Raw genomic sequence first — 22,974 nt, 5'->3', positions numbered from 1 at the left:
AATGAGCTTCTATCGAACGTGCATGAAGTGCGAGGCTCCGTTAGCGGCGGATGAGGTAGCGATCTATATGAAGCTCGTCTCGCGTACAGCGCGCGAGTTTCTATGCATCGATTGTCTGGGTGTCCAACTGCATTGCGGGCGGGAGCCGATCGAGAAGCTGATCGCCTACTTTCGCGCATCTGGTCATTGTGTTCTATTTCGCTAGTCGTGCTTGCGTTGTACTCGTTGCAGCATCCTGTACGCCATTGGGGTATAGGATGTTGCCTTCTTGAACACTCTGGAGAAGTACAACGGGTCCTTATAGCCGACGGAGTAGGCCACCGACTTGATCGCCAGCTCCGATGACCGCAGCAGCTCGCATGCACGCTCCATACGGTAAGCGGTCAGATAGGCCGAGACAGACCGTCCTGTCGCCTCCTTGAACAGACGAAACAGATAGGTGCGCTCGATATTGACCGCTCCGACAATGTCGGAGACTGTGACGGACAACCGCCAGTAGTTATTCTCAATATAGGCCTTGGCAGAGCGCACATAATCGGGCTGGGAGATCATCGCAGGCTTGGGGAAGAACTCCGCATAGTACGATAATAACAGCCGCAGCTTGGCCCCCGAGCGCAGCTTCTCATAGCGCTGCATCTCCATATTGTCCATAATGCGATACAATGGCGCCAGATCAACAGGGGCGCGGGCAACCGTCGGCTTGTCCCGCGTCAGCTCCGTCATGGACAGCAGCCGCTGCGCCTCATTACCCTTGAATTCTATCCACACATACTCCCAGGGATCGGCGGGGTCCGGGTAATAATAGATCTCAGTCTCCGGGAATAGGATGAAGCTCTCCCCGGCGCACAGCGTAAAGACTGTATGCCTCGTCTTCAACGTCCCCTTGCCTCTCATAATATAATGCAGGGCATATACATCGCGTACTCCCGGCCCCCACTTATGGTTATTGGGCGGCTTGTAGCCGTTGCCTACGCAGATTAGCTCGTTCATGGGCGTGGTCTGTCCTTTCAATCAATCAGCTCTAGTCTTCCTCTCTGCCATAGGATACCATAAGCACGAACAGCTTGGCTCCTATCAGGCTTTTATTCCTCCTATCTCTCTATACGCCACAACAGCAAGAAGGGGCGCCCCCTCAGTCATTTATGACTTTTGGGACAGCCCCTTCTAGAACGATGTGTTGTATTGCTCTCTATGCTGGCCTTCACGCCCTGCACATTTAGATCAGCTCTGAAGCCTGCAGCAGCCGTTGTACGATAGCCGCAACCTCAGCTCTCGTTATATAAGCTCCTGCCGCCAGCGTATCTGCTGTTCTGCCGTTAACAATCTTGGCAGCAATCGACAGGCTGGCTCCTTCCTTCGCCCAAGCCGAGACTTGATCGGCATCCTTGTACCCGAGCAGCACCTGGGACAGATCGTCGCTCACAAGCTTACCCTTCAGTCCGGTAATCTGCATCGCGCGGGCAATGATCGTCATGGCCTCCTGCCGCGTAATCTTGCCTTGCGGACGGAAGGTGCCGTCCTCATAGCCTGTAATCAACCCAAAGGAATAAGCGGTATTCACGGCTTCCGCATACCATTTCCCGGCAGCAACATCCGAGAACGGCACGCTTCCCTGCTCCAGACGAAGTCCCAGACCGCGCACGATAATGGCTGCAAATTCCGCACGGGTGACATCCGCGTTCGGATTGAATTGGCCCTCGCCCACACCATTGACGATCAATCGGGAGCCCATATCGTTCACGGCTTCCTTGGACCAGTGATTCGCCACATCTGCAAATTCCAACGGATGCCAGATGACGGCATAATCACTATTGGTCAAGCTGTTGATCTGTGCATAATACGTTTCGTTCAGCTTCGTCACCTTGGTCGGTACGTGGCGGAGAGTTCCGTTCTCCTCCAGCACAACACCTGTCGTGATCTTGCTTGGGTCCACATCGGCTGGCAAGGCAATCGTCCGCTCGACATAGACGCTGTAATCCTTGATTTCAATTGATTTCCCGGCATAGGATGCCTCGACCTTGAAGGTAACCGGAGACGCGATCAGGGTAGCGTCTGCACGGGCGATCAGCTTCGCGGCCGCTTCCGATGCCTTCGGCGTGACCAGCGAGACATGAAGCTGCAGCTTGACATCCTCGAGCTTCGCTGATTGGTTAAGCTGCGAAGCCAGCGCAGACATCTGAATCTGCTTCATCGGCACTTTGTAGGCGCCTGTCGGTGTCTGCAGCACCAGCGTCGCTGACTTGTCCTCCATATTTTTGACCATCTGTCCGGTCAATTGTCCGATAGTCAGCTCCGACGGCGTCTGCCACGGGATCGTCACCACTGCGCCAACGCCCTCCGCATCCAGCTTGGCCTGCAGCTTCGCCTGATCGACATCGATCGTCGTCAGTGTACGGCCTTGCTCCGTTGATACCGTCGCAGTACCGGCGTACTCCACCTTGCCATTGACCAGCACTTCCACTCCATTGGTAGTGGTCGCTGGAGTGCCCGGAGCGGTGACTGTCGTTCCGCTGCTGTAATAGACGGGCTCCTGGACAACGATCGCATCGGCATAGCCGAAGCGCACGACACGACCGGATGCGTCCAGCTCTGCCACAGCGATGTGATCGCCGTGAGCCGCACGAACCAACCCGTCCTTCGGCAGCTCTACGTAGCCAGCCAGAATCTCGCCGGTGTTAGGAACGATTACCTGTGCGCTACCATAGTTGACATAGACCAGCTTATTGCCCGCTGTGGCCTGGGCACGAAGCTTGGTCTTCCCGTCATTAGCGCTTCCTTGAGGATCGCTAGCGGTTACCTCCAGTGCCTGTGCCGCCGCATTGGCATGTGTCACAGCCGTTGTCACACCGAACCGAACCACCTTGCCTGTCGCATCGACCTCCGCGATACCGATCAGGTCGCCGTTATCAGCAGGAACGACCCCATCAGCCGGAAGCGTAGCATAGCCGTTCAGTGTATCGCCCACGTTCGGCTTGCGTACAGCGCCTTGCCCAAAGTTGAGGTAGACGAGCGTGTTGCCCTCACCGGCTGCTGTCCCGGTCGCCAGCTTGGTCTTGCCATCCGTTCCTTCGCCTGCCGGGTCGCTCGCACTGGCAGTCAGACCTTTGGCTGCCGCCTCAGCCTCCACTACGGCCTTCGTGGTACCAAAGCGCACTACCCTGCCTGCCCCGTCCACCTCTGCGATGCCGATATAATCGCCCTCAGCAGCTTCAATCATTCCACTCGCTGGCATATCGGTATACCCGCTCAGCACGGCTCCAGCCTCCGGCACAGCGACAGTACCCGCGCCGGCATTCAGATAGACGAGCTTGTTCCCTTGGGCTACGGTTACGCCGGCAGCAGTTGCAACCTTCGTGTAGCCGTCCGTTCCTTCACCTGTCGGATCGGTGCTGACGACCGGGAGGTTCTTGGCCGCCTTCTCCGGCACCACTACGGCTGCTGTTGCACCGTACTTGATGACTTGGCCATCCGGCCCGATCTCTACCAGGCCGATCCGATCGCCAGGCTTCGCAGCGATGATGCCATTCTCTGGCAGCTCCTGATAGCCTGCGAGCGTATCGCCGCGTCCCGGCTCTTGCACCGGACCTTCGCCGAAGTTCACATACATCAGCTTATTGCCCTCCGCGGCCTTGCTGACGATCTTGGTCTTGCCGTCCGTGCCGGCGCCGACCGCATCAGTCGCTGCTGCCGGCAAGCGTCCAGCCGCGTTGTCCGAAGCAACCACAGCATGCGTCGTGCCATATCGGATGACACGCCCCTGGTCATCCACCTCCGCTACACCGAGCAGATCGCCGTGCTTGGCGGCAACTGCACCGCCCGCTGGCACCTCTGCATAAGTGCTGCCGACCATCTCGCCTGCTGCCGGCACAACTGCCGGCCCTTGGCCAAAGTTCACATAGACCAGCCTGCGCCCTGCGCTTACGTTAACGGTTAGCTGCGTCTTGCCGTCGCTATCCTCTCCGACTGCATCCTGCGCGCCCACCGCCAGATTCTTCGCTGCGCCCGCCGCTGCAACGACAGCATTCACGGTGGTATACTTCACCACCTTGCCGGACGGATCAACCTCCGCTACACCGAGCAGGTCGTCCTGCTCCGCATTCACTAGACCGCTCGCTGGCAGCTCCGCATACCCCAGACCACTCAGGCTGCTGCCTGTAGCCGGTACATTTGCCGCAGCATTCTTGAAATTCACATAGACCAGCTTATTGCCTGGTGTCGCACTAACGGCTACACGAGTTTTGCCCTCCGTGCCTGCGCCAACGGGCGCAGTCGCCGTAGCGACCAGACCTGTCGCTTCCGATTCATCGGATACGACCGCACGCGCTGCTCCGAAGCGCACAACCTTCCCGTCCTCATCGAGCTCTGCGATGCCGATCCGATCGCCGCGCACCGCTGCGATGATGCCGTTCTCCGGCAGCGCCGCATAGCCTGTCAATACAGCTCCAACATCAGGCTCTACGACTGCCTCGGTGCCCATGTTGATATAGACAAGCCGCTTGCCGCTGCTGGCAGTCGCCACCATCTGTGTCTTGCCGTTATTGCTCGACCCGGCCGGATCGACAGAGCTTACCGGCAGGCCCTCTGCTGACGCAATGACCTGTGCCTTCGTGTATCCAAAGCGCACCACTCTGCCATTCGCATCCACCTCGGCAACCGCGAGCTTATCCCCATCCTCCGCTGCGACCAGACCGCTCGCTGGCAGCTCCGCATAGCCGTTCAGCACATCTCCTATTGCAGGAGTGATGATTTTGCTGTCGCCCGCATTGAAGTAGACCAGCTTGTTGCCAGGCTGGATGCTCTCGGCTACGCTCAGCTTCGTCTTCCCATTATGGATCGCTCCTGCAGGGTCGGTTGACGAGGCTGTCAGTACCGGGGCATCAATTGCAAAGGAGAAGGTTCCCATGGCTGAGACATTGCCGGCATTGTCGATCGTTTTGATATGGGCATAATAGGTCACGCCGGGCTGCAGATTCTCCGTCTCGAAGCTGTTGGTAGTCGTCGTCACCACATTGCCTGGATCGACGTCAGAGGAGTCCGTGTCTATCTTGATCGCATAGCCCTTAACGCCTGTCGTCACCGTCGCCTCGGTCTCGTCAGATACCCGGCTTGTTCCGTCGATATAGGAGATCGCCTTGAGATAGTAGCTATAGCTGCTGCCATGATCGGCCGCTTCTGCCCAGCTCAGCAGTTGCTTGCCCGCGGCGCTGCCGCTCGACACGACAAGGCTCGATCCCGCCACCGCGTCAGGAGCCGCTACGTCCTGAGACATCCGGTCGTCAAAGCTGTTGTCCGTCGAGATCTGCCCCAGGTAGAAGAGTGTATTGGCCAGAATCTTCTGCTCGTCCTCTCTAGCCTGACCCATGCTGTGACCCGTCTGGATCATTGCCGCATTGTTCCATGTCGTGAGGTAGAAGTTGTTTGTGCCCTTCTGATTCTCGTAGCTCGTCAATTCTACATCCCAGCCCCAGTTAATATTCGCGTATTTGAACCATACGTCGCCTCTGGCAAATTGAAAATAGCTGTGCGAGGTAGGCGTACTCAGGATCGTGCCCACATCACCAAGCGCATAGGGGTAGTTCATCGGGAAGCCCCTGCGTTGAATGATGACCTGATCGCTGCCCGTTGGCGGAATGCTCGGGTTAGGATAGCCTTCCTGGAAATTAACACTCATGTTCAGATACTTCTGAGCGATGTCAATAAAATATTGGTGGTTAAAGCTGGCTGTATCATGTCCAACCAGTACGCCACCACCATACTGAATGAAGGCTTCAACGGCTGCATGAGAGCGGGCGATCAGGTCATGGCGATTGTTGACATCCCATGCGCCAAAATACAACACATCATAGTTATATGAGCCGTTCGGATTTTTCGCCAGGTAATGCTCGTAATTGCGTGAGCTGTCGTCTCCGTTAAAATCACTCATCGCGATCTTGTCCACTTGCATCGTATAGCCATTCGGATTGCCGTAGGTTTGCATCCAGGCCTGCAAGCCGTCCGATCCAGCTACATCCGGGTACACGTTCAACACCTTGATATCTTTCTTTAACGGTATCGATTGGTACTCATCCAGCTCGCTTCCGCCAGTCTCCTTCTGGTACACCATATAATACTCTTGTCCGGCTTGGGATGATGTCCAGTTCAGCCTCACCATATTATTGGCGTTGTCTCCGATAGCCGTGAGAGTCGGGGTGGCTGCCGGGATCGGCTCTGCCATCGCGATGCCGGGCACGGCTAGCTGCAGCGTCAATGTCGCCGACAGCAATGCCGCAGGCAATTTCACTGACGGACGGGTATGCTTCGCTTTGGATGAATGATTCATAGTGTACATTTGCTCCCCTCATGTCGCAATTCACATTATCGGAATTCATTATATCGGGGGACACTTACAAATTACTTACAAGCTCATGCCGAGCATAGCCGTATTCCCCATGGCCCGGCTCCACGCCAAGCAAGCCCCCGCCTGCGGCGCGAGCTGGACAATTCTGGCTCCATGAAGATAACGACGTTACTCCTCGACCTCCTCCACTTCCTCCTCTTCTTCAATGGCTTGCTTCAAGCGATCATAGCGAATAATGTATGATTCACGGGGCAGGCTGGCCCATAGCCAGTCCTCTCCCTCCATATATTCGGCCCTGCACCATCTCAGGGCGCGCTCTGCAGCCTCTGGCGATCCCGTGGTGCTGAAGGCATGACTGGCTTCCTCAAAGCTCCGCAAGTCCCAATCCACCGTCTGCACCGTCAAGCTGTATTTATTGTTCGAGTAGTCGATGACGATCTGCATACATCCTGCCTCTCGCAAGGTTTTGCGTAGAGCATGCAGGCAGATCTGCAGATAGGACAGCGCTCGCTCCGGCGAATACGTCGGCCACAGCTCATCGCACAGCTTGTACTTGGAGATCCACTTGCCTTCGTGCTGGAGCAGATAGGCCAGCAGCTCCCTTGCTCGCGAACGGCTCCATCTGATCGGCCGATGATTCACAATCACCTCGAACGCGCCGAAGCAGCGAATTGTACAGCTATGCTCGGGTTGCCTGGGTAGCTGGGCCTCTCTCTGCACCAGCTTGTTCACCGCATGATGAAGACGCTCAGGACGAATCGGCTTCAACAAATAATCGATCGCATTGACATCGAAGGCCTGCGAGGCGAAGTGATTGTACGCCGTCACAAACACAACCTGAAGCCCGGAGCAGGCAGCAGCAAGCTGCTCTGCCAGCTCAATGCCATTGAGTCCAGCCATCTCGATGTCGAGAAAGGCACAGTCTGGCCGGGTGGAGTGAACCTCCTCCAGTGCCTGCAGCGGGTCGGTATAGGCCGCCACAACCTCCAACGCTTCATGCTGCCTCAGCATGTGCTCCAGCTTCTCTAGAATAAACGGTTCATCGTCTACCAGAATAGTACGCATAGTTCCACCTCATCAATCCGGGATAAGCAGTGTTACCGATGTGCCTGCACCCACAGCGCTCTGTATCTCCAGTCCATGCCCATAGCGGACAATCATCCGCCGCTGTATATTTTGCAGCCCCACTCCCTGACCGGGCACCTGGCCGTTCAGAAGCTCGCGCCATGTCGCCTCCGTCATGCCCACACCATTATCCGCGACGGTAATGACCGTGTTGCCGCTGCCGCGCTGCACGCTTAGGCTGACCACACCGCCGCCAGGCTTTTTGGACACGCCATGGCGGATCGCATTCTCCACCAGCGGCTGCACGACCAGCATCGGAATCGGAATGTCAATCTCGTCATCTACATCGAAGACGACATGCAGCGTATCACGGAAACGAGCCTGCTCCAGGGAGACATAGGCGCGCACCGTAGCCAACTCACTCGACAGAAATGTAACTCCCTCGTAGTTGTCAAATTGAAAGCTGCCGCGCAGATAATCCGAGAGATCATAGAGCAACTGCTCTGCCCGTTGCGGCTCCTGAGTGCTCAGCGCGGCAATCACACTAAGCGAATTGTACAGAAAGTGCGGCTTGATCTGCGCCTGCAGGAAGGACATCTCGGTCTCCAGCCGCATGCTGACCGACTCCTTTAGCTGAACAAGCGTCTTCACTCTAGCCCTCAGCTCTACCGCCTCGAACGGCTTGGAGAGGTAGTCGCTCGCACCGGCCTCGAAGCCTGCCAGCAGGTCCTCCGGTCTGGCCTTGGCTGTCAGCAGCAGCACCGGCATATCGACAGGCTCGAACCGCTGGCGGATCTGCTCCAGCACCTCATAGCCGGACATCCTCGGCATCATCACATCGAGAACCATCAGATCATAGCTGCCATTGTGCCGCAGCTCCTCCAGCGCCGCCTCTCCGCTGGATACCGCCTTCACATAATAGCCCTCAAGCTCCAGTATGTGATACAGCGCCGTCAGGCTCGTCGGATCATCATCCACCGCAAGAACAGCATACCGTCTCTCCTCCGGCTCAGAGCCAGTCGGGAACCACTCTTCCATAGCGACGGCAACTTCATATGCAGCGGGCTGACGCGCAGGCTCCGGCTGCATGCTCCTCTCTCTTAGATCCGTGCGGCTGATCGGCAGGGTGAAGGTGAAGCGGCTCCCCTGTCCCTCTGTCGAGACCACCTGTATCGTTCCGCCGTGGAGCTCGACCAGATTCTTCGTAATCGCCAGTCCCAGTCCGGTGCCTCCGGTCTCTCTACCCAGCCCCGCATCCACTTGATAGAAGGGCTGGAAGATGCTCCCCAGCTTGTCCGCAGGAATACCGCAGCCGGTATCCTCCACCCAGATCTGCACCTGCTGCTCTCCCAGAGCCGCTCCCAGTTCGATCCGTCCGCTAGACGTAAACTTCTGCGCATTGCCGACAAGATTATAGAATATCTGGTAGAGTCGCTCCATATCGACATGAATGGGCGGCAGCTCCTGCGGAATGCGATTGATCAGCACTGTCTCCTTGTTGCTGGCAGACCGCCGGAGCATGTCCAGAACACTCTCTACGATCGAGTGAAGCTGTACGGCGCTTTTTTGCAGGCGCAGCTCACCGCTCTTCATGCTGGATATATCCAAAATGTCATTAATCAGACGGGATAGCCGTTTGGCAGATGAGATGACGATGCGCAGATTATGGCGCTGCCTGTCATCCAGCGTATTGACGCTGCTCTCCATAACAGTACTCGTAATATTGATAATCCCGTTCAGAGGGGTACGCAGCTCGTGGGAGGTGTTCGCCAGAAATTCATCCTTCATCCGATTCAGCGCGCGGAGTTCACGATATACCTGTTCATTTTGCAGATTGATATACGCAATAAGCAAGGAAAAGGAAAGCGCTATCCAGATCAGGCTGATCCCATAGAACAGACTCTGGATGGCACCGGCAACGACTGGCAGCAAAGCGGCGAAGATAGATACGACGAGTTCATTCATCTGCAGCGATTTGCGTTTTACATAGATAAGAAGGAGCATATAGAGCAGATAGCCGTAGCAGCATAGCAGCATGAGGGCAAAATACGGCCCGCGGTGATAAACATTGTCCGCATCAATGGTGAAGAGTTGACCGCCGGACAGACTGAGCAAGGATAGCAGCAGATTCAGTATAAACGGGATGGACACGGCTATGACCAGTCTCTTGTCAGGAACCGCCGCATTCTTCCGAATAATTGCATCCAGATATAACACCCACAGGGCCTCGGGAACCGGGTTCATCATATAGAATAGAAACACAATAACAGGCAATAGAGTACGGGACATGTCAGCGCTGTTGCCCGTAAGTGTATTTAGCAGCAGCTCCAGCACGAGCAGCAGCATATTAGAGAGGATGAGTCCCCAGAATATTCGTCTGGAGGCGCTCCTCTCCGCATTATGTATCAGCATATGGAAGGAAATAATTAGCGTGATCCCCAGCCCAATCGCTGAGGTCTGGATGTAGTATACGAGCGGGATAATGCCCCACCTCTTCCTGCTCAGAATCAAGGGTAGCCGCTCCTGCTGATGCCCGTCCGGGCCGTTAAGGAGCGGCTTCATTATTGTACCATGTTCTTTAGCGTGCAGCATGCTCTGCATTCTAAATCTTACTTCCGGTCGAAGAAACATCCCCACACAATCAGAACCAATGCAAAGAAGGACAATAAGATCAATATAATCATGAGGGCATAACTATAGTTCTGCTGCAAGTAGCCACCATAGGTACCAAACAATCCTGTGATGCGAACCTCGCTCACCTTCTCTTTGGTAGCGAGTACGCTCTCATGGATGGCTACAAACACATAGGCGCAGATGAACAGTAAACCTAGCCCTGAGATCGCTTTGATCATGGTGCAGTGGTAGGCGGAATCGGGGTCACGGTACTTTTCATTTGGTTTAACTTCAATTCATTCACTCTCCTAGTACATTTTCTGCTTCATCCCTGACACTTGCCGATCACCGTCCAGTCCATGATTTACGTGTGAATTTAGCGCCTTGCTGTCCAGCCTGGACGTAATAACAAAATCCACTCCTTCCCTCTTCTTACTCAAATATGCCTTGTTCTTCTGGATTGTCTACTTAATATAACGCCAAAAACGGCTTTACCTAACGTTTTTCAAAAAAAATAATTTGCCAATAATCGTAGCCCCGCTGTTCCTTGTACCGGAAGTTAAAAGCGACCAATATTTACATAAAATTTAATTATAAGGTATAATCGAGGTTAAGTACCCTGCTTCCCGTTGCTTAGTCGCTCACGAATAAACAAAACAGGGGGAATTTGATGGAACAATGGTTCAATTTAATACGTAATCGATTTGACAACTTGAATATTGAAATTCAAAAGGTGTTGTACGTCTCTTATTATCAGTTCGTATATCGCGATATATATTTCATGCTTCGTGAGCATGCTTTCACAGAAGATGTGATTCAAGATACCTTTATGAAAATGATCACTAAAGGCCCCATGCTCCCTTCTAATAGTAATATTCCGGCCTGGATCAAACAGGTAGCGCGTCATACTGCCATTGATTATTTAAGAAGAATACATAAAGAGACTAAGTTAGTTGAAGGTTTATACCTGAGTAGTAGAGAGTTATCAGGGGAAGACAGTGTGGCAAAAGTAGTGGAAAACAAATGGCGAGATGAAATACTGCATCAGGCTATTAAAGAATTAAAACCAGACTATCAAAAGTTACTGCGTCTATTTTATTTTGACGGAAATACATACAAAGAAATTGGACTAAAGCTACACATAAAGGAAACAGTCCTTACTCAGCGTATGGCTAGAGCGCGAAAAAAATTACTCCAACTTTTTTTACAAAATTGCAATGGTAGCAATGATCGAAATATAAAATATTGGAGTTCCACCTAAACAAATGAATTAAAACCCCCTGTACAGATATTAACAAGCCTGAAGCGCCCCCCTTATAGTGGACATTGTAAAAGCACCCTGGTGTTTGAGCCGATGTACAACGATAGGGGGTGCTTTTCGTTATGACAAAAAAGGGACAGAAGTTGGTGACATGCAGCTTGAGATGATCTGTCACGGCAGGATTAAAACGAAAAACCGCCTCCCGGGCGGTCATTTTTATAACTATTCTGCTGGAACCGGTAAACCTGACAAGTCTATTTAATCGCTTGAAGCAAGGAGTCCGTTACGTGATTAATTTGAGCAGTTGCGGAGTAAATATCGCTATAGTAATTCAAACCAAACTCCATTTCGATCACACGATCATTCTGTACTGCGGGAAGGGAGTTCCATATGGCGTTCCCGGATAAATCAACCATGCCTTCAAAGACGTTACGGACAATAAAGTCTCCCGTATATGCCGGCAAAACCTCAAACGACACCGGCTCACTGTAAGATTCATTATCCAGAATATTAGTTTGCACAGCCTCAGGCGCATTCAAATTTAGTGAAGCATAGACGATGCTGCCTGCACCATATTTGTCTCCATGAACGGCCATGGAGGCATCATCGATGCTTTCAAACACCGAGGCGGTATACTCATCAAAACCGGCATTAGCAAGCTTGGCTTTTGCCTGCTCCAGATTACTGCGATAGGCTTGAATGGCCGCAACAGCCTCCTCCTGTCTGTTAAGTACCTCACCGATAAAGGTAACACGCTCATCCTGAGTCATTTCACCATGTGGAATAAAAACGGTCGGTGCGATTTTAGAAAACTTTCTGGCGTCTTCCTCGCTAATAACGAGAATTAAATCCGGTGCTACCATCATGACGCTTTCCGCATCCCAGGATTGAACCCCTCCCAGACTTACGGAATCTGATACCATCTCTCTAAAAGCAGCGCCTTCGTAAGCATCTGAAACGCCCACTGGCGTAATGCCGAGGGAAAGCACATCCCCCATCAAATATTGAACGACAACACGCTGTGGATTCGTCGGCACCTCAACATCGCCCAACACCGTCTTGATAATACGTGTTTGCTTTTCGGCGGCATTCCCCCCATCCGATGTTTCCTTAACCTGCTGTGTCTGTATAGGCGTCTGGCTCGCTGCACTGCCATTATTGGTTGTCGTGCCTGCACTACACGCCGATAACAGCAGCATTAAACACAATGCAGCCGCTACAATCATTTGCTTATTTCTTAATTGTCCAAACATGCTGTACTCCCCATCTCTATCATAATTGACCAGATCATCCAGCCCTCCATCATTGTATAGAGATTGATAATTATTATCAATGTCCTTATTGATACAATTCATTGACCTTTTGCGACGGTATTCGCCGGGGGAGACATGCACATATCTTCTGAACATTCTGATCATATTAAATTCGTCTGTAAATCCACTTCCATAAGCAACCTCTTGTATCGACGCATTCGTTTCGACTAGATATGCTTTGGCCGCCTCTATCCGTTTCTTTATCAAGTACTCCTGCATGCTGCTATTTTCTCGTTTGCGAAACATACGTGCCAAAACACTCCTGTTTATTGGAAGCCGATCCGATAGAGCTTGAAGCGATATGGGCTCAGTAAAGTGTCTGTTTAGATACTCCTTGACCCATTCCACATAATCCGGCTCCATATAGCGTATATCCCCTTTTTTCAATTCAACATACACATGATGAACGACTTGATACAAGAGAACCTTGGCATAAAATTGATCCATACTTACTTTTGTGTTCCACGACTCTAGCATATGGTGGAATTTTTCCACAAAAAAAATGGGGTTGGTCGGGGCGAATCCATATAGCTGGTTAAACGGATTGACCGTTGCCATCAGCTTGCGCAGATTACGCTTGTAGAACGGTGGCGCGTCTGCTTTGTATAGAATCATAAACGCATCCACATCTGTCTCAACCGGAGCAATGGATAACAAGCTTCCTTTACCGGCATGACATAAACCATACCGTTCTGTTCGATAAGGCTCCTGATTCAGCAGTATGCTCACTGGCGCTCCATGTGTATAGATAAACATGTTAGCTGGCAACAGGTAATTTTCTAGCGGGCTGTTTCGCTGGATGGTTCTAAACCTTATATCAATTAAAGATACCGCTGAACGCATCCATATTTTCATAGCGACATCTACCATCTCCGGTGTATAGTAACGAATCATCTCTTGCCTGTCGATCATGGCCGCTCACTCCTTCAATGTCCTGCCCTTCCTCTATTCCAGTATAATTGAAAATCATTATCAATGTCATCGCTTTTGTTCACCAATCCCAATCATTACATGTCCGTCTGAATTGCACAAAATGGTACGGAAGCACATGTTATCGCATGCTTCCGTACCATCTTCGTTGATTAAACGTTACGATCCTTCTACTGCCTCTTAGCGCTCCGACTGAGCCGACTGAGCCGGCTGCGCCTCGCTCAGCTTGCTGCGCTTCCCACGAAGCTTCCCGTGCATCAGCAGATGCGCAGCCAAGCCTGCGACCAGCCCCCAGAAGGCGCCGCCGACGCCAAGCAGTGTCACATTGGCTGCTGTTGCCAGGAATGTAATGAGCGCCGTCTCGCGCCCGCTCGGGTCCGCTAATGCGCTCGCAAGGCTGCCGCCGATCGTCCCCAGGAGCGCCAAGCCTGCCAGTGTGGCAATAAAGGTCGATGGCAAGATCAGGAACAGCGCAGCCAGTGTCACACCGAAAATCCCGACGGTGATATACAGGATGCCGCAGACAATACCGGCTATATACCGCTTGGACGCATCTTCATGAGCATCCTTGCCGGTACAGATCGCTGCAGTTATCGCAGCGACATTGAAGGCATGCGAGCCGAACGGTGCCGCAAGCAGCGAGCCGAGTCCGGTGATGGCCAGGATCGGATTGGCACTGGTCTTGAAGCCATCATTGCGCAGCACCAGCATCCCCGGCATGTATTGCCCCGTCAAGGTGATGACGAATAGCGGCAGAGCCACGCCCAAGGCGGAATGCAGCGTGAACTCTGGCATGACCAGCACAGGAGAGGCGACCGCCAGTCGAACTGTGCTGAAATCCGCCTTGCCGGTACTAATGAGATAGACAAGTCCGATGAGCAATATGCCAACGATCGCATAACGGGAAGTAAACCGCCTGAGCAAGATATAAGAGCCGAATAGAAGCACGACGAGCCACGGGTCGAGCTTGGCTCCGCCAAAAGCAGAGATGCCGAATTGCAGTAAGATGCCGGCCAGCAGCCCAGAAGCGATGCCAGGCGGGATGAGCCGGACAAATCGCTCGAACATGCCCGACAGCCCTAATACAATAAATCCGATGGCAGAGAGGATATATGCCCCGATCGCTTCAGGATACGGCGTGATTCCCAGGACGGATACGAGGAAAGCAACGCCTGGCGTAGACCAGGCGGTAATGATTGGTTCCCGGTAGCGATAGCTGAGCCATATTCCGGTTACACCCACCCCGATCGAGATTGACCAGATCCATGAAGCCGTCATCTCCGGACTTAGGCCCGCCGCCTTGGCCGCCTGGAATACAAGGATAAACGTGCCCCCGTAGTTAACAATAACCGAGATCAGTGCAGCGATTGTCGGCGAGATGAGATCGCGCCCACGAAGCAACGGGGAATGCGTATTCATATCGAGTTCTCCTACCTTTCTTCTTAAGCCATTGATTGATGTCTCTGCTGAGTATTCGGGATACAGCCCCCTGCTTCACAATGCGCTAAGATTCCCCTATATCATGACAATGAGTGTGCCGGTTCCCTGGTTACCAGTTGCCCGGCTAGCCAGCGAGGGCTTGCACGTGCATGCGGGCAAGTGATGACTTGCATGTGCATGCATCAAGTGCATTGCCAGAGCACGGGGTTCATGATAGGATAGCCATCAACAGATCCTATAGCTAGGGTATAATCGCACGAATAACTTGAGGTGAATCCAATGCTCCAGGTAAAACGAAAGGATAAACGCCCCATCTGGCAGCAACTGCTGGATCAGGCGATTCATAATATTACAACGGGAAAATGGGCTCCCGGCGAGCTGCTGCTGCCGACCCGCGAGCTTGCCGCCTTGATCGGCGTCTCCCGCTCAACGGTGCAGACCGTGTACGAGGAGCTGTTCAGCCGGGGGTACACCGTCACCTCCCGCCGTGGCGGGACTCGCGTCAGTGATTCGATCTATAAGCCGGACACCAAGGAGGACAGTCCCGCCCAAGGGCCTGTTCCGCCTCGCCTGCCATCGCTTCATGCTTCCATCGGACAGTTGCACAGTTGGTTTGGAGATAAGGAGCAGCACTATGCCGCGATCGATTTCAGTCCTCATGAGCCTTATCTGGACGAGCATTTTCAAAAAAACTGGCGCCATTCCTTCCTCAAGGCTTCGACAGCCGCCGATCTGGACAGTTGGGCGTATGGCGATGCCTATGGGTTTATGCCGCTGCGAGAGCAGATACAGCGGTATCTGTCGCTAGAACGCGGCATTCATGTGGATACCGGACAGATTCTGTTAACCTCTGGCGCACAGCATAGCCTCGATCTGATCGCCCAGGCTCTCCTGGAGGAGGGATCAACGGTCGCAGTTGAGGATCCTGGATTTCCTGCCGCCTGGATGACCATGCACTATCGCCGTATGCAGGTGACCCCGGTTGCTGTCGATGAGCATGGTCTTTGTGTCGAATGCATCGATCCGAGCGCCCGGCTGGTATTTGTGACGCCATCGCATCAATGCGCGACGGGCGTCATTATGGCAGAGCCTCGCAGGCAGCAACTGCTGCGACAAGCTTCAGAACGACAATTCTGGATAGTGGAGGATGATTATGATAGCGAATTCCGCTATCGGGGCGATCCGCTCCCCACTCTATTCAGCCAGCAGCAGCAGAATACGCTGTACATGATGAGCTTCTCCAAGATGATTGCCCCCGGCATCCGAGTCTCTGCCGTCATCGGCCCACAGGAAGCGATCCGTCAGATGGCGCTCGTTCAGGAGCTCACTTATCGGCAGCTCCCGATTATGGAGCAGCTCACCTTGACTCATTTTATCGAGCAAGGGCACTTCAGGCGCCATATGAGACGAGTGCGCAATGTATATCGACGCAGACATGCCGCGATGACGAAGGCGCTCGCTGCATCGGGACTGAGCGAGCGCTTCACATTGAGCGGCGCGGAGACCGGGCTGCATATGCTCCTTGAGGCGCAGCCCTCATATGACGAAGCGGCCGTGACAAGACTCGCGCTAGAGCAAGGCATCCGCATCTATCCACTGAGCAAGTATTGCCTGAATAGCGACCGCAGAGGATGGGTGCTTGGCTTCGCCAAGGTGGATGAAGCTGCGATAGAAGCGGGCATTATGCGGCTGGCGCAGCTCCTAATGCACAATTAGGCTGCTATGTTAACGTTAAGGCGCCGCTACCTGCGGGTTTGCGGTGGCGGTGCCTTCTCACTCCTGCAGCACCTGCACCAGCACAGCGACCGCCCGGTCGATCTCATCATGGCTCACATACAAGTTCGGCATGAACCGGATTACATGCGTACCCCCTGGCAGAACCAGCAGCCCCTTCTGATGCAGGCGCTGTATGATCGGCGCTACAGGCTCCGTGAACTCCACACCGACAAGCAGTCCCAATCCCCGAACCTCCCTAATGATCGGGTAGCCAAGGCAATACTCCGTTAATTCGCGGATCAGATAAGCTCCGGCTGTTCCGGCCTGCTCCCACGCCCGATCCTCCAGTATCATCTCCAGCGTCGCGAGTCCCGCAGTGACAGGGAGCGGCGAGCCGCCGAATGTCGAGGCATGGCTTCCAGCGGAGAAGGCTTCCCTGAGCTTCTCCTTGCCCATCATGGCTCCGATCGGCAGCCCGCTGGCCAGCCCCTTCGCCAATGTCATCATATCCGGCTCAATCCCATAATGCTCATAGGCAAACAGCCGCCCTGTCCTGCCGATTCCCGTCTGCACCTCATCCACAATCAGCAGTACACCATTCTTCTCACACAGCTCAGACAGCTCCTGTATGAATGTGACATTGACCGGATGAACACCGCTCTCCCCTTGCACCAGCTCCAGCATGACCGCAGCAGTTCGCTCTGTCATGCAACTGCGTACACTGTCTATATCGTTGTAGCGTGCATGTACGAATCCCTCCGGCAACGGCCCAAAGCCATCCTTGACCTTCGCTTGTCCCGTCGCTGTCAGTGTAGCCATCGTGCGTCCATGAAACGATTGCTCGAACGTAATAACCTCATATCGTTGATTCCCCAGCACATGCTGATGGTAGCGGCGGGCACATTTAATAGCCGCTTCATTCGCTTCGGCCCCGCTGTTGCAGAAGAACACCAGATCGGCGCAACTGTTCGCCACCAGCTTCCCAGCCAATTCCTCTTGAACTGGAACATGAAACAGGTTAGATACATGCCATAACTGTTCCAGTTGCTCCTGAATCCGCCCCTTCACCTTCTCCGGCACATGTCCGACATTGCACACTGCAAGCCCCGTCATAAAATCCAGATAAGCGTTCCCTTCCTCATCCCACAAGGTGGACTCACGCCCTCTCACCAGGGTGAGCGGGAATTTGTTGTAGGTAGGGAATAAATAACTTCTCTCCACTTGACCACCGCCTTCTCTTCCACGCCAGACTCGTAATGCTGGATCCTTTATCTCTGTAATTACTAGGTCAGTATAGCAGCAGATGGATTGGTTATCTCTATCCAAAAATCATCGAATCAAGCAATCCAAACCTCGATTGGCGTTCCTGGGGTCTGTTGGCAACAAACGTATGTGAATGAAGGGATGGTATAGATAGGGGTGAGAAGGAGATCAAGCAAGGAGTGGAAATAGAAAAAAAATCGGTAGATGAGCCTGATAGCCCATCTACCGTATGTATGGGAGCGATTGTACCTTGCGCCTCTGTACCAGCGACATTCCCGCGGCTGTCAAGCATCACATGGCCTTTAGAAACGCCCTGAACGAAATATGGCGAGCAAAAGCCAGAGCATCATGAACGCAATAATACCAAGGCCAATCTCAATAACCGGCAGCTTCGCCAAGATCGGGGATGAGGTGCCACTGATAGCAGCTCCGATGATTAGGCCAAGCATCATAATGCTCAGCGCGAGCAGAACGATGCTGAAGGACAAGCGGTTAACGATCCGATCCAATTGATGCTGCAGCTCGCCAAGCTGGGGGGAATTGGCCTCGATCCGCAGCTTGCCCTGCCTCATGACCTTGATGAGTTGTCGGAAGCCCAGAGGCACTTCGCGAATCAGATCCAGATAATTCGGGATTTCCTCCATCACCTGTCTGCCTAATTTGAACGGATTGAACTGGTCCCGTAGCATCTTCTTCCCGAAGGGCTCCGCAATATCAATCACACTGATCTCCGGGTCGAGGGCAGTCGCCACGCCCTCCATGGTCAGCATCGATTTGCCAAGCATGGTCATCTGGCTTGGAATACGGATGTGGTGCTTATAGGCTACCGCGAACAGATCATTAACAGCGACACCGACGCTTACTTCATGAAGCGGCACCTGATAATACCTTTGCCGCATCTCCTCCACATCCGAAGACAGACGGTCATGATCGACCTCATCAGGAATGACGCCCATATTGGAGATCGCTCGTATTACCCCCTTCGTGCTCTGATTCCGCAGCGCAATGACGAAGGAGACGAAATGCTGCTTCAAATGCTCAGGCAGGGTACCGACCATGCCAAAATCCAAAAAAGCGACCTTGCCATCCGGCAAGGCCATGACATTGCCCGGATGAGGGTCCGCATGAAAAAATCCATCCTCCAGAATTTGAGTGAAAATCGAGGTCGCGAGGTGCTGCGCAAGCTGCTTGTGATCCACCTCTGCAACGGCTAGCCGCTCATGATCAGATAACGGAATGCCATCCACATATTCCATCGTCATGACCCGCTTGGTCGTAAGCTCCCAATATACCTCGGGGATGTAGACGTAGGGCAGCGAATTATTCGTCTTCATCCTCTCCGCATTCCGGGCCTCCTCCAGATAATTAAGCTCCTTCAGCATGGAGCGGATCAATTCGTCTACAGCGTCCCTTAACCGGTAATGCCTGGCCCAAGCCATCTTTCCCTCGCTGATCCTTGCCCATTCCGCCAAAATATCCAGGTCAGTCTCCATTGTCGCCTGAATGCCGGGCCGCTGAATTTTGACGATCGCCTGCCTGCCGTCCTTCAGAACGGCCCGATGCACCTGACCGATCGATGCTGCGGCCAGCGGCTCTTCAGAGAAGGAGAGGAAGAGCTCGGTTAGAGGCGCATGCAGCTCGCTCTCCACTAGTCTGGCCGCCTCGGCATAAGAGAAGGGCTTGACATGGTACTGGAGCTTCTCCAGTTCCGCGATGATGTCCGCCGGGATCAGATCCGGCCGGGTACTCGCAATCTGGCCGAGCTTAACGAATGTTGGCCCGAGCTCCTCCAACGACAACCGTATGCGAGTACCGAGATTTGTCCGCTTAGGCAGAGCTTCATCTTCCTCCTTCGCGAACCACGTCTTGCCCGTGCTCTTTAGCTCATCCGCTGCAAATCCAAGGCTATTCCGAGCTAACGTGCTCATAATGGCTCGGTAACGCTGCAAATGCTGAAATCGGTTAATAAGCTCTCCCCCCTTCTCCTTGCCTGTGCTGTATTACTGTTGCTCCGGTTGGTGCTGCTGAGCTTGCTCCAGCGCCTCAATACGCTGCTTCAGCGCATTGACCTCCTCCTGCGTCGCCAGCCCCTGCTCCTTCAATAGCGCCTGGAAGCGTTCCTTGATCAGCTTATCCATAGCGGCTTCGGTTTCCTTGCCTTTCTCGACCACAGCGCTAATCCACTCATTGGCTTCATTCTTGCTCATCTCGCCTTGCTTCTCCAGCTCCCCTACAACCTTCTCCACCTGCTCCTTCCCTAACGCCGCCAGACCAAATGCCAACGAAACTGCTTTTCTAATCGTGTTTTTCATTATTTATTCTCTCCTCATGGGTAGATTGTAGACAACAAGCCGTTAACGGTATTCATTCGACAGTAACGCTCCGATACACAAAAAACCAAAAAATTTGTTTTAAGCTTAGCATGACTGAAAAGTAGAGTCAAGATAAGCACTGAGAGGGACGGGGCATTCAATCACTATCCAGCCTAATCCCTGTTCCTCCCAGAATTCATCGAAATCTCCGCAACCATAGCTTCTTTAAACCCTGGTTGGATGCTGAACTGCCCGCTCTTTCTTCTTATCTTGATCAAACAATACTATAATAGCTGGCAATACTGTAAGGGTACTGATTAGACATAACAGGGTATCCAACACCGTCGAGATGCCAAACACGCGCACAACTTCGAAATTGGTAAAGATCAGCGCACAAAACCCGCCAACAACCGTCAGGCCTGAAGCAGTGATCGCCCGCCCCACCTTGGTCATGGCCTTGGTTATGGCTTGATCTGTATCCAGCCCATTGGACTTCTCCTCCAAGTAGCGTTCCATCAAGAGGATCGTGAATTCGGTGCCGATCCCCAGAACCAACGCGCCAAGCACAGCGGTCATAGGGTTAATATCAATACCAAGAATATATAGGAAAGCAATGGACCATCCATTGACCAATATAATTGGAACAAGGGGAAAGGATGCTCTTTTCAGATTTCGATAGACAACAAACAATCCAATTAATATGGCAACTAACCCGCTTAACAGCGACGTATGTCTGCTATCTGTCAATCCATTCAGACTTTTCACTTGAAGCACCTGGAGACCTACAGGATGAACGCTCACTCCAGCAGGGGGGTTCAGCTCCTTCTCCAACTCAGCCAGCAGCTTCTCCTGTGCCTGAGTATCCATATCCGATAGTGTGAAGCTTACACGAGCCATACGATGATCTGATGATACGAATGGCGCCATCATAGCCTCGGGCACCTGATCGTACACCTGTTCAATCGCCTGTTGGTCGCTATCCAGAACATCGCTTTGCAACGATGTCAATACATTCACAATACTGGACGCCTCTTCAATATCCGCATGTTTCTCGATACTGCCTTGCTGGAACTGCATGATCCATTGAAGCACCTCTTTACTTCGTACATCCTCACTCTCTACCATCCAGTCTATAGTCAATGTACTGCCTAGAACGTCACGGATTTCATTCATCGCTAACAATGCAGGGGCTTCCTGCGGCATCAGCTTCTCGATGTTGCTCTCAACATTCAATTTGTGATCCAGTCCAAAGCCGATGCCCGCAATGAGTACAGGAGGAATGAGGAACCAGGCCGGTTTGCGGACGACCCATTTCGCCAGGCGAGTCAACCCTTTCTCCACAAGCCCCCCCGAAGCAATCTGTTTTGATTGTATTCCCCTCTGGTCTCTCAGTACCAGCAAAGGCAACAACAATCCTAGCCCGATCACATACATAATACATACACCGACAGCCAGCATCAGACCGAAATCCTTAATCATGGGCATATCAGATAAAAGCAGCGTCAAAAATCCAATGGCCATAATGAATACGGCAATGCCAACTGCCGGTGCCATATGACTCATGGTGCTTGTAACAGCTTTTGGAACATCTTTGGTTTTAGCGAGCTCCTCTTCATAACGATTTTGGAACTGCAACGCAAAATCAGTACCTAATCCAATGAGAATTGGAAGCAAGGCCATAGTCGCAATACTTAACGGCATCCCCATGTAGCCCATGAGTCCAAACGTCCATATCATCCCGATCAAAATGACAGGCAACGAGACCAGACGCCAGCGAACTGGAAATACTATCGCAAGCACGACAATCATTAGTACAATGACCGTTAATAGCATAGTGAGTATATCTTTTTGAATATAGTCCTCCAACGTTTTGGAGAGTGCTGGTATGCCGGAGAACACGCTTCTCGTTGTGTCCATCGAGTGAGTGTCAATGATTTTCTCTATATCATCCGTAGCAACTGCCATATCCTGCATCGTGAGCCCGCTATCCAATTGAATTTGAAAGAGCATGTTATTGCCGTTGTCTGGGAGCAGTGGCGCAACAGCAGCCTGAGGGACCCCGTTCTCATCCAACAGCGCATAACGAACAAATGCAGCATTGGTTGCACGAAGCTCTCCAATCGATTTCATTTTTTCTAATTGTGCTCCATATTGCTGCTGAATCCCTTTCATGACTTGTGCCTTGGCAGCTTCTACGGCCTCGGCTTGAGCAGCTTCATCGCCCCCGCTCTCTCTGACCATTGCGGCAGCTTCGGTTGCCGCTGTGCTCATGGTTTGGGCAATTTGCTGCTCCATCTGTTCAGATTGCTTCTGCGCTTGCTCCGCAAACACTTCCGCCAAGGACATGGGACTCGTCACCGCATATACTTTATCCACTTCGCTGAGCTTGTGCTGTAGATCGCTTAAAATCGCCAAGGATGAGGGCTCAAATAACGAAGACTGTTGTCCCTCAATTAATAAAATCAAGCTTTCGCCTCCAAACTTCTCCTGAAACCTCCCATTGTTGATCGACACAGGGTCCTCATCAGACAGAAGCATATTCACACTTGTACGAATCTCGATCTGGCTTAATCCATATCCCATCACGCCAGTACATAGAATTAGCAGTACAACGAACCATACAGCGTATTGATGAATAAGTGAACCGATCGTTCCTGATGCTCTCTTCAACATGCAATATCCCACTCCACTCTTTTTCTTTATTTGATGACTTCAATGTAATAC

14 protein-coding genes are annotated in these 22,974 nt (G+C 52.7%); 3 read left to right on the top strand and 11 right to left on the bottom strand.

From position 1 onward, the window contains the following. Nucleotide 1: 1 nt before the first annotated feature. On the top strand, nt 2-205 hold the full coding sequence (locus ACY1JZ_RS07725; protein WP_462628743.1) for a hypothetical protein: 204 nt from the start codon (nt 2-4) through the stop codon (nt 203-205). Here the strand turns inward: ACY1JZ_RS07725 and ACY1JZ_RS07720 are convergent. The 5 genes from ACY1JZ_RS07720 to ACY1JZ_RS07700 form a co-directional block, all read right to left on the bottom strand. After that, entirely contained in the window at nt 202-990 is a 789-nt protein-coding gene (locus ACY1JZ_RS07720) for an AraC family transcriptional regulator (RefSeq protein ID WP_462628742.1), read from the bottom strand. The genes ACY1JZ_RS07725 and ACY1JZ_RS07720 overlap by 4 nt on opposite strands. Before the next feature lie 226 nt (nt 991-1,216). Beyond that, nucleotides 1,217-6,319 carry an S-layer homology domain-containing protein gene (locus ACY1JZ_RS07715; RefSeq protein ID WP_462628741.1) on the bottom strand — a complete coding sequence of 1,701 codons (5,103 nt, stop codon included), beginning with the start codon at nt 6,317-6,319 and terminating at the stop codon, nt 1,217-1,219. A 186-nt stretch (nt 6,320-6,505) separates the two neighbouring features. Then, entirely contained in the window at nt 6,506-7,402 is an 897-nt protein-coding gene (locus ACY1JZ_RS07710; protein ID WP_462628740.1) for a response regulator, read from the bottom strand. Between the two features lie 12 nt (nt 7,403-7,414). Continuing rightward, nucleotides 7,415-9,913, bottom strand: a complete 2,499-nt coding sequence (locus ACY1JZ_RS07705; protein WP_462628739.1) for an ATP-binding protein — start codon at nt 9,911-9,913, stop codon at nt 7,415-7,417. Nucleotides 9,914-10,011: 98 nt separating this feature from the next. Next, nucleotides 10,012-10,254 carry a hypothetical protein gene (locus ACY1JZ_RS07700; RefSeq protein ID WP_462628738.1) on the bottom strand — a complete coding sequence of 81 codons (243 nt, stop codon included), beginning with the start codon at nt 10,252-10,254 and terminating at the stop codon, nt 10,012-10,014. A 431-nt stretch (nt 10,255-10,685) separates the two neighbouring features. On the opposite strand from ACY1JZ_RS07700, the gene ACY1JZ_RS07695 reads away from it, so the two are divergent. Further along, a complete protein-coding gene (locus ACY1JZ_RS07695; RefSeq protein WP_462628737.1) occupies nt 10,686-11,276 on the top strand; it encodes an RNA polymerase sigma factor in 591 nt (196 codons plus the stop codon). Nucleotides 11,277-11,530: 254 nt separating this feature from the next. On the opposite strand, the gene ACY1JZ_RS07690 is transcribed toward ACY1JZ_RS07695, so the two are convergent. Then, nucleotides 11,531-13,501: an AraC family transcriptional regulator gene (locus ACY1JZ_RS07690; RefSeq protein ID WP_462628736.1), complete on the bottom strand. Its 1,971-nt coding sequence runs from the start codon at nt 13,499-13,501 to the stop codon at nt 11,531-11,533. 198 nt (nt 13,502-13,699) lie between these two features. Further along, nucleotides 13,700-14,938 carry a benzoate/H(+) symporter BenE family transporter gene (locus tag ACY1JZ_RS07685; RefSeq protein ID WP_462628735.1) on the bottom strand — a complete coding sequence of 413 codons (1,239 nt, stop codon included), beginning with the start codon at nt 14,936-14,938 and terminating at the stop codon, nt 13,700-13,702. Nucleotides 14,939-15,238: 300 nt separating this feature from the next. Between ACY1JZ_RS07685 and pdxR the strand changes: the two genes are divergently transcribed. After that, complete coding sequence (gene pdxR, locus ACY1JZ_RS07680) at nt 15,239-16,675, top strand: MocR-like pyridoxine biosynthesis transcription factor PdxR (protein WP_462628734.1); 1,437 nt, start codon at nt 15,239-15,241, stop codon at nt 16,673-16,675. 57 nt (nt 16,676-16,732) lie between these two features. On the opposite strand, the gene argD is transcribed toward pdxR, so the two are convergent. The 4 genes from argD to ACY1JZ_RS07660 form a co-directional block, all read right to left on the bottom strand. Then, complete coding sequence (gene argD, locus ACY1JZ_RS07675; RefSeq protein WP_462628733.1) at nt 16,733-17,896, bottom strand: acetylornithine transaminase; 1,164 nt, start codon at nt 17,894-17,896, stop codon at nt 16,733-16,735. A gap of 344 nt (nt 17,897-18,240) precedes the next feature. Next, nucleotides 18,241-19,866, bottom strand: a complete 1,626-nt coding sequence (locus ACY1JZ_RS07670) for an ABC1 kinase family protein (RefSeq protein WP_462628732.1) — start codon at nt 19,864-19,866, stop codon at nt 18,241-18,243. A gap of 72 nt (nt 19,867-19,938) precedes the next feature. After that, nucleotides 19,939-20,250, bottom strand: coding sequence for a phasin family protein (locus ACY1JZ_RS07665; RefSeq protein WP_462628731.1), 312 nt, complete (start codon nt 20,248-20,250; stop codon nt 19,939-19,941). A gap of 225 nt (nt 20,251-20,475) precedes the next feature. After that, nucleotides 20,476-22,923, bottom strand: a complete 2,448-nt coding sequence (locus ACY1JZ_RS07660) for an efflux RND transporter permease subunit (protein WP_462628730.1) — start codon at nt 22,921-22,923, stop codon at nt 20,476-20,478. Nucleotides 22,924-22,974 lie beyond the last annotated feature (51 nt).

This window comes from Paenibacillus sp. J5 (genome assembly GCF_054955055.1).
Note: the sequence above shows the minus strand (reverse complement) of the source record. Positions and strands in the feature narration are given on the sequence as shown.

Excerpts from the sequence above, each read along its gene's own strand:
- ACY1JZ_RS07725 (WP_462628743.1), top strand. The coding sequence starts at position 2 with ATGAGCTTCTATCGAACGTGCATGAAGTGCGAGGCTCCGTTAGCGGCG.
- ACY1JZ_RS07720 (WP_462628742.1), bottom strand. The coding sequence starts at position 990 with ATGAACGAGCTAATCTGCGTAGGCAACGGCTACAAGCCGCCCAATAAC.
- ACY1JZ_RS07715 (WP_462628741.1), bottom strand. The coding sequence starts at position 6,319 with ATGAATCATTCATCCAAAGCGAAGCATACCCGTCCGTCAGTGAAATTG.
- ACY1JZ_RS07710 (WP_462628740.1), bottom strand. The coding sequence starts at position 7,402 with ATGCGTACTATTCTGGTAGACGATGAACCGTTTATTCTAGAGAAGCTG.
- ACY1JZ_RS07700 (WP_462628738.1), bottom strand. The coding sequence starts at position 10,254 with ATGATCAAAGCGATCTCAGGGCTAGGTTTACTGTTCATCTGCGCCTAT.
- ACY1JZ_RS07695 (WP_462628737.1), top strand. The coding sequence starts at position 10,686 with ATGGAACAATGGTTCAATTTAATACGTAATCGATTTGACAACTTGAAT.
- ACY1JZ_RS07690 (WP_462628736.1), bottom strand. The coding sequence starts at position 13,501 with ATGATCGACAGGCAAGAGATGATTCGTTACTATACACCGGAGATGGTA.
- ACY1JZ_RS07685 (WP_462628735.1), bottom strand. The coding sequence starts at position 14,938 with ATGAATACGCATTCCCCGTTGCTTCGTGGGCGCGATCTCATCTCGCCG.
- pdxR (WP_462628734.1), top strand. The coding sequence starts at position 15,239 with ATGCTCCAGGTAAAACGAAAGGATAAACGCCCCATCTGGCAGCAACTG.
- ACY1JZ_RS07670 (WP_462628732.1), bottom strand. The coding sequence starts at position 19,866 with ATGAGCACGTTAGCTCGGAATAGCCTTGGATTTGCAGCGGATGAGCTA.
- ACY1JZ_RS07665 (WP_462628731.1), bottom strand. The coding sequence starts at position 20,250 with ATGAAAAACACGATTAGAAAAGCAGTTTCGTTGGCATTTGGTCTGGCG.
- ACY1JZ_RS07660 (WP_462628730.1), bottom strand. The coding sequence starts at position 22,923 with ATGTTGAAGAGAGCATCAGGAACGATCGGTTCACTTATTCATCAATAC.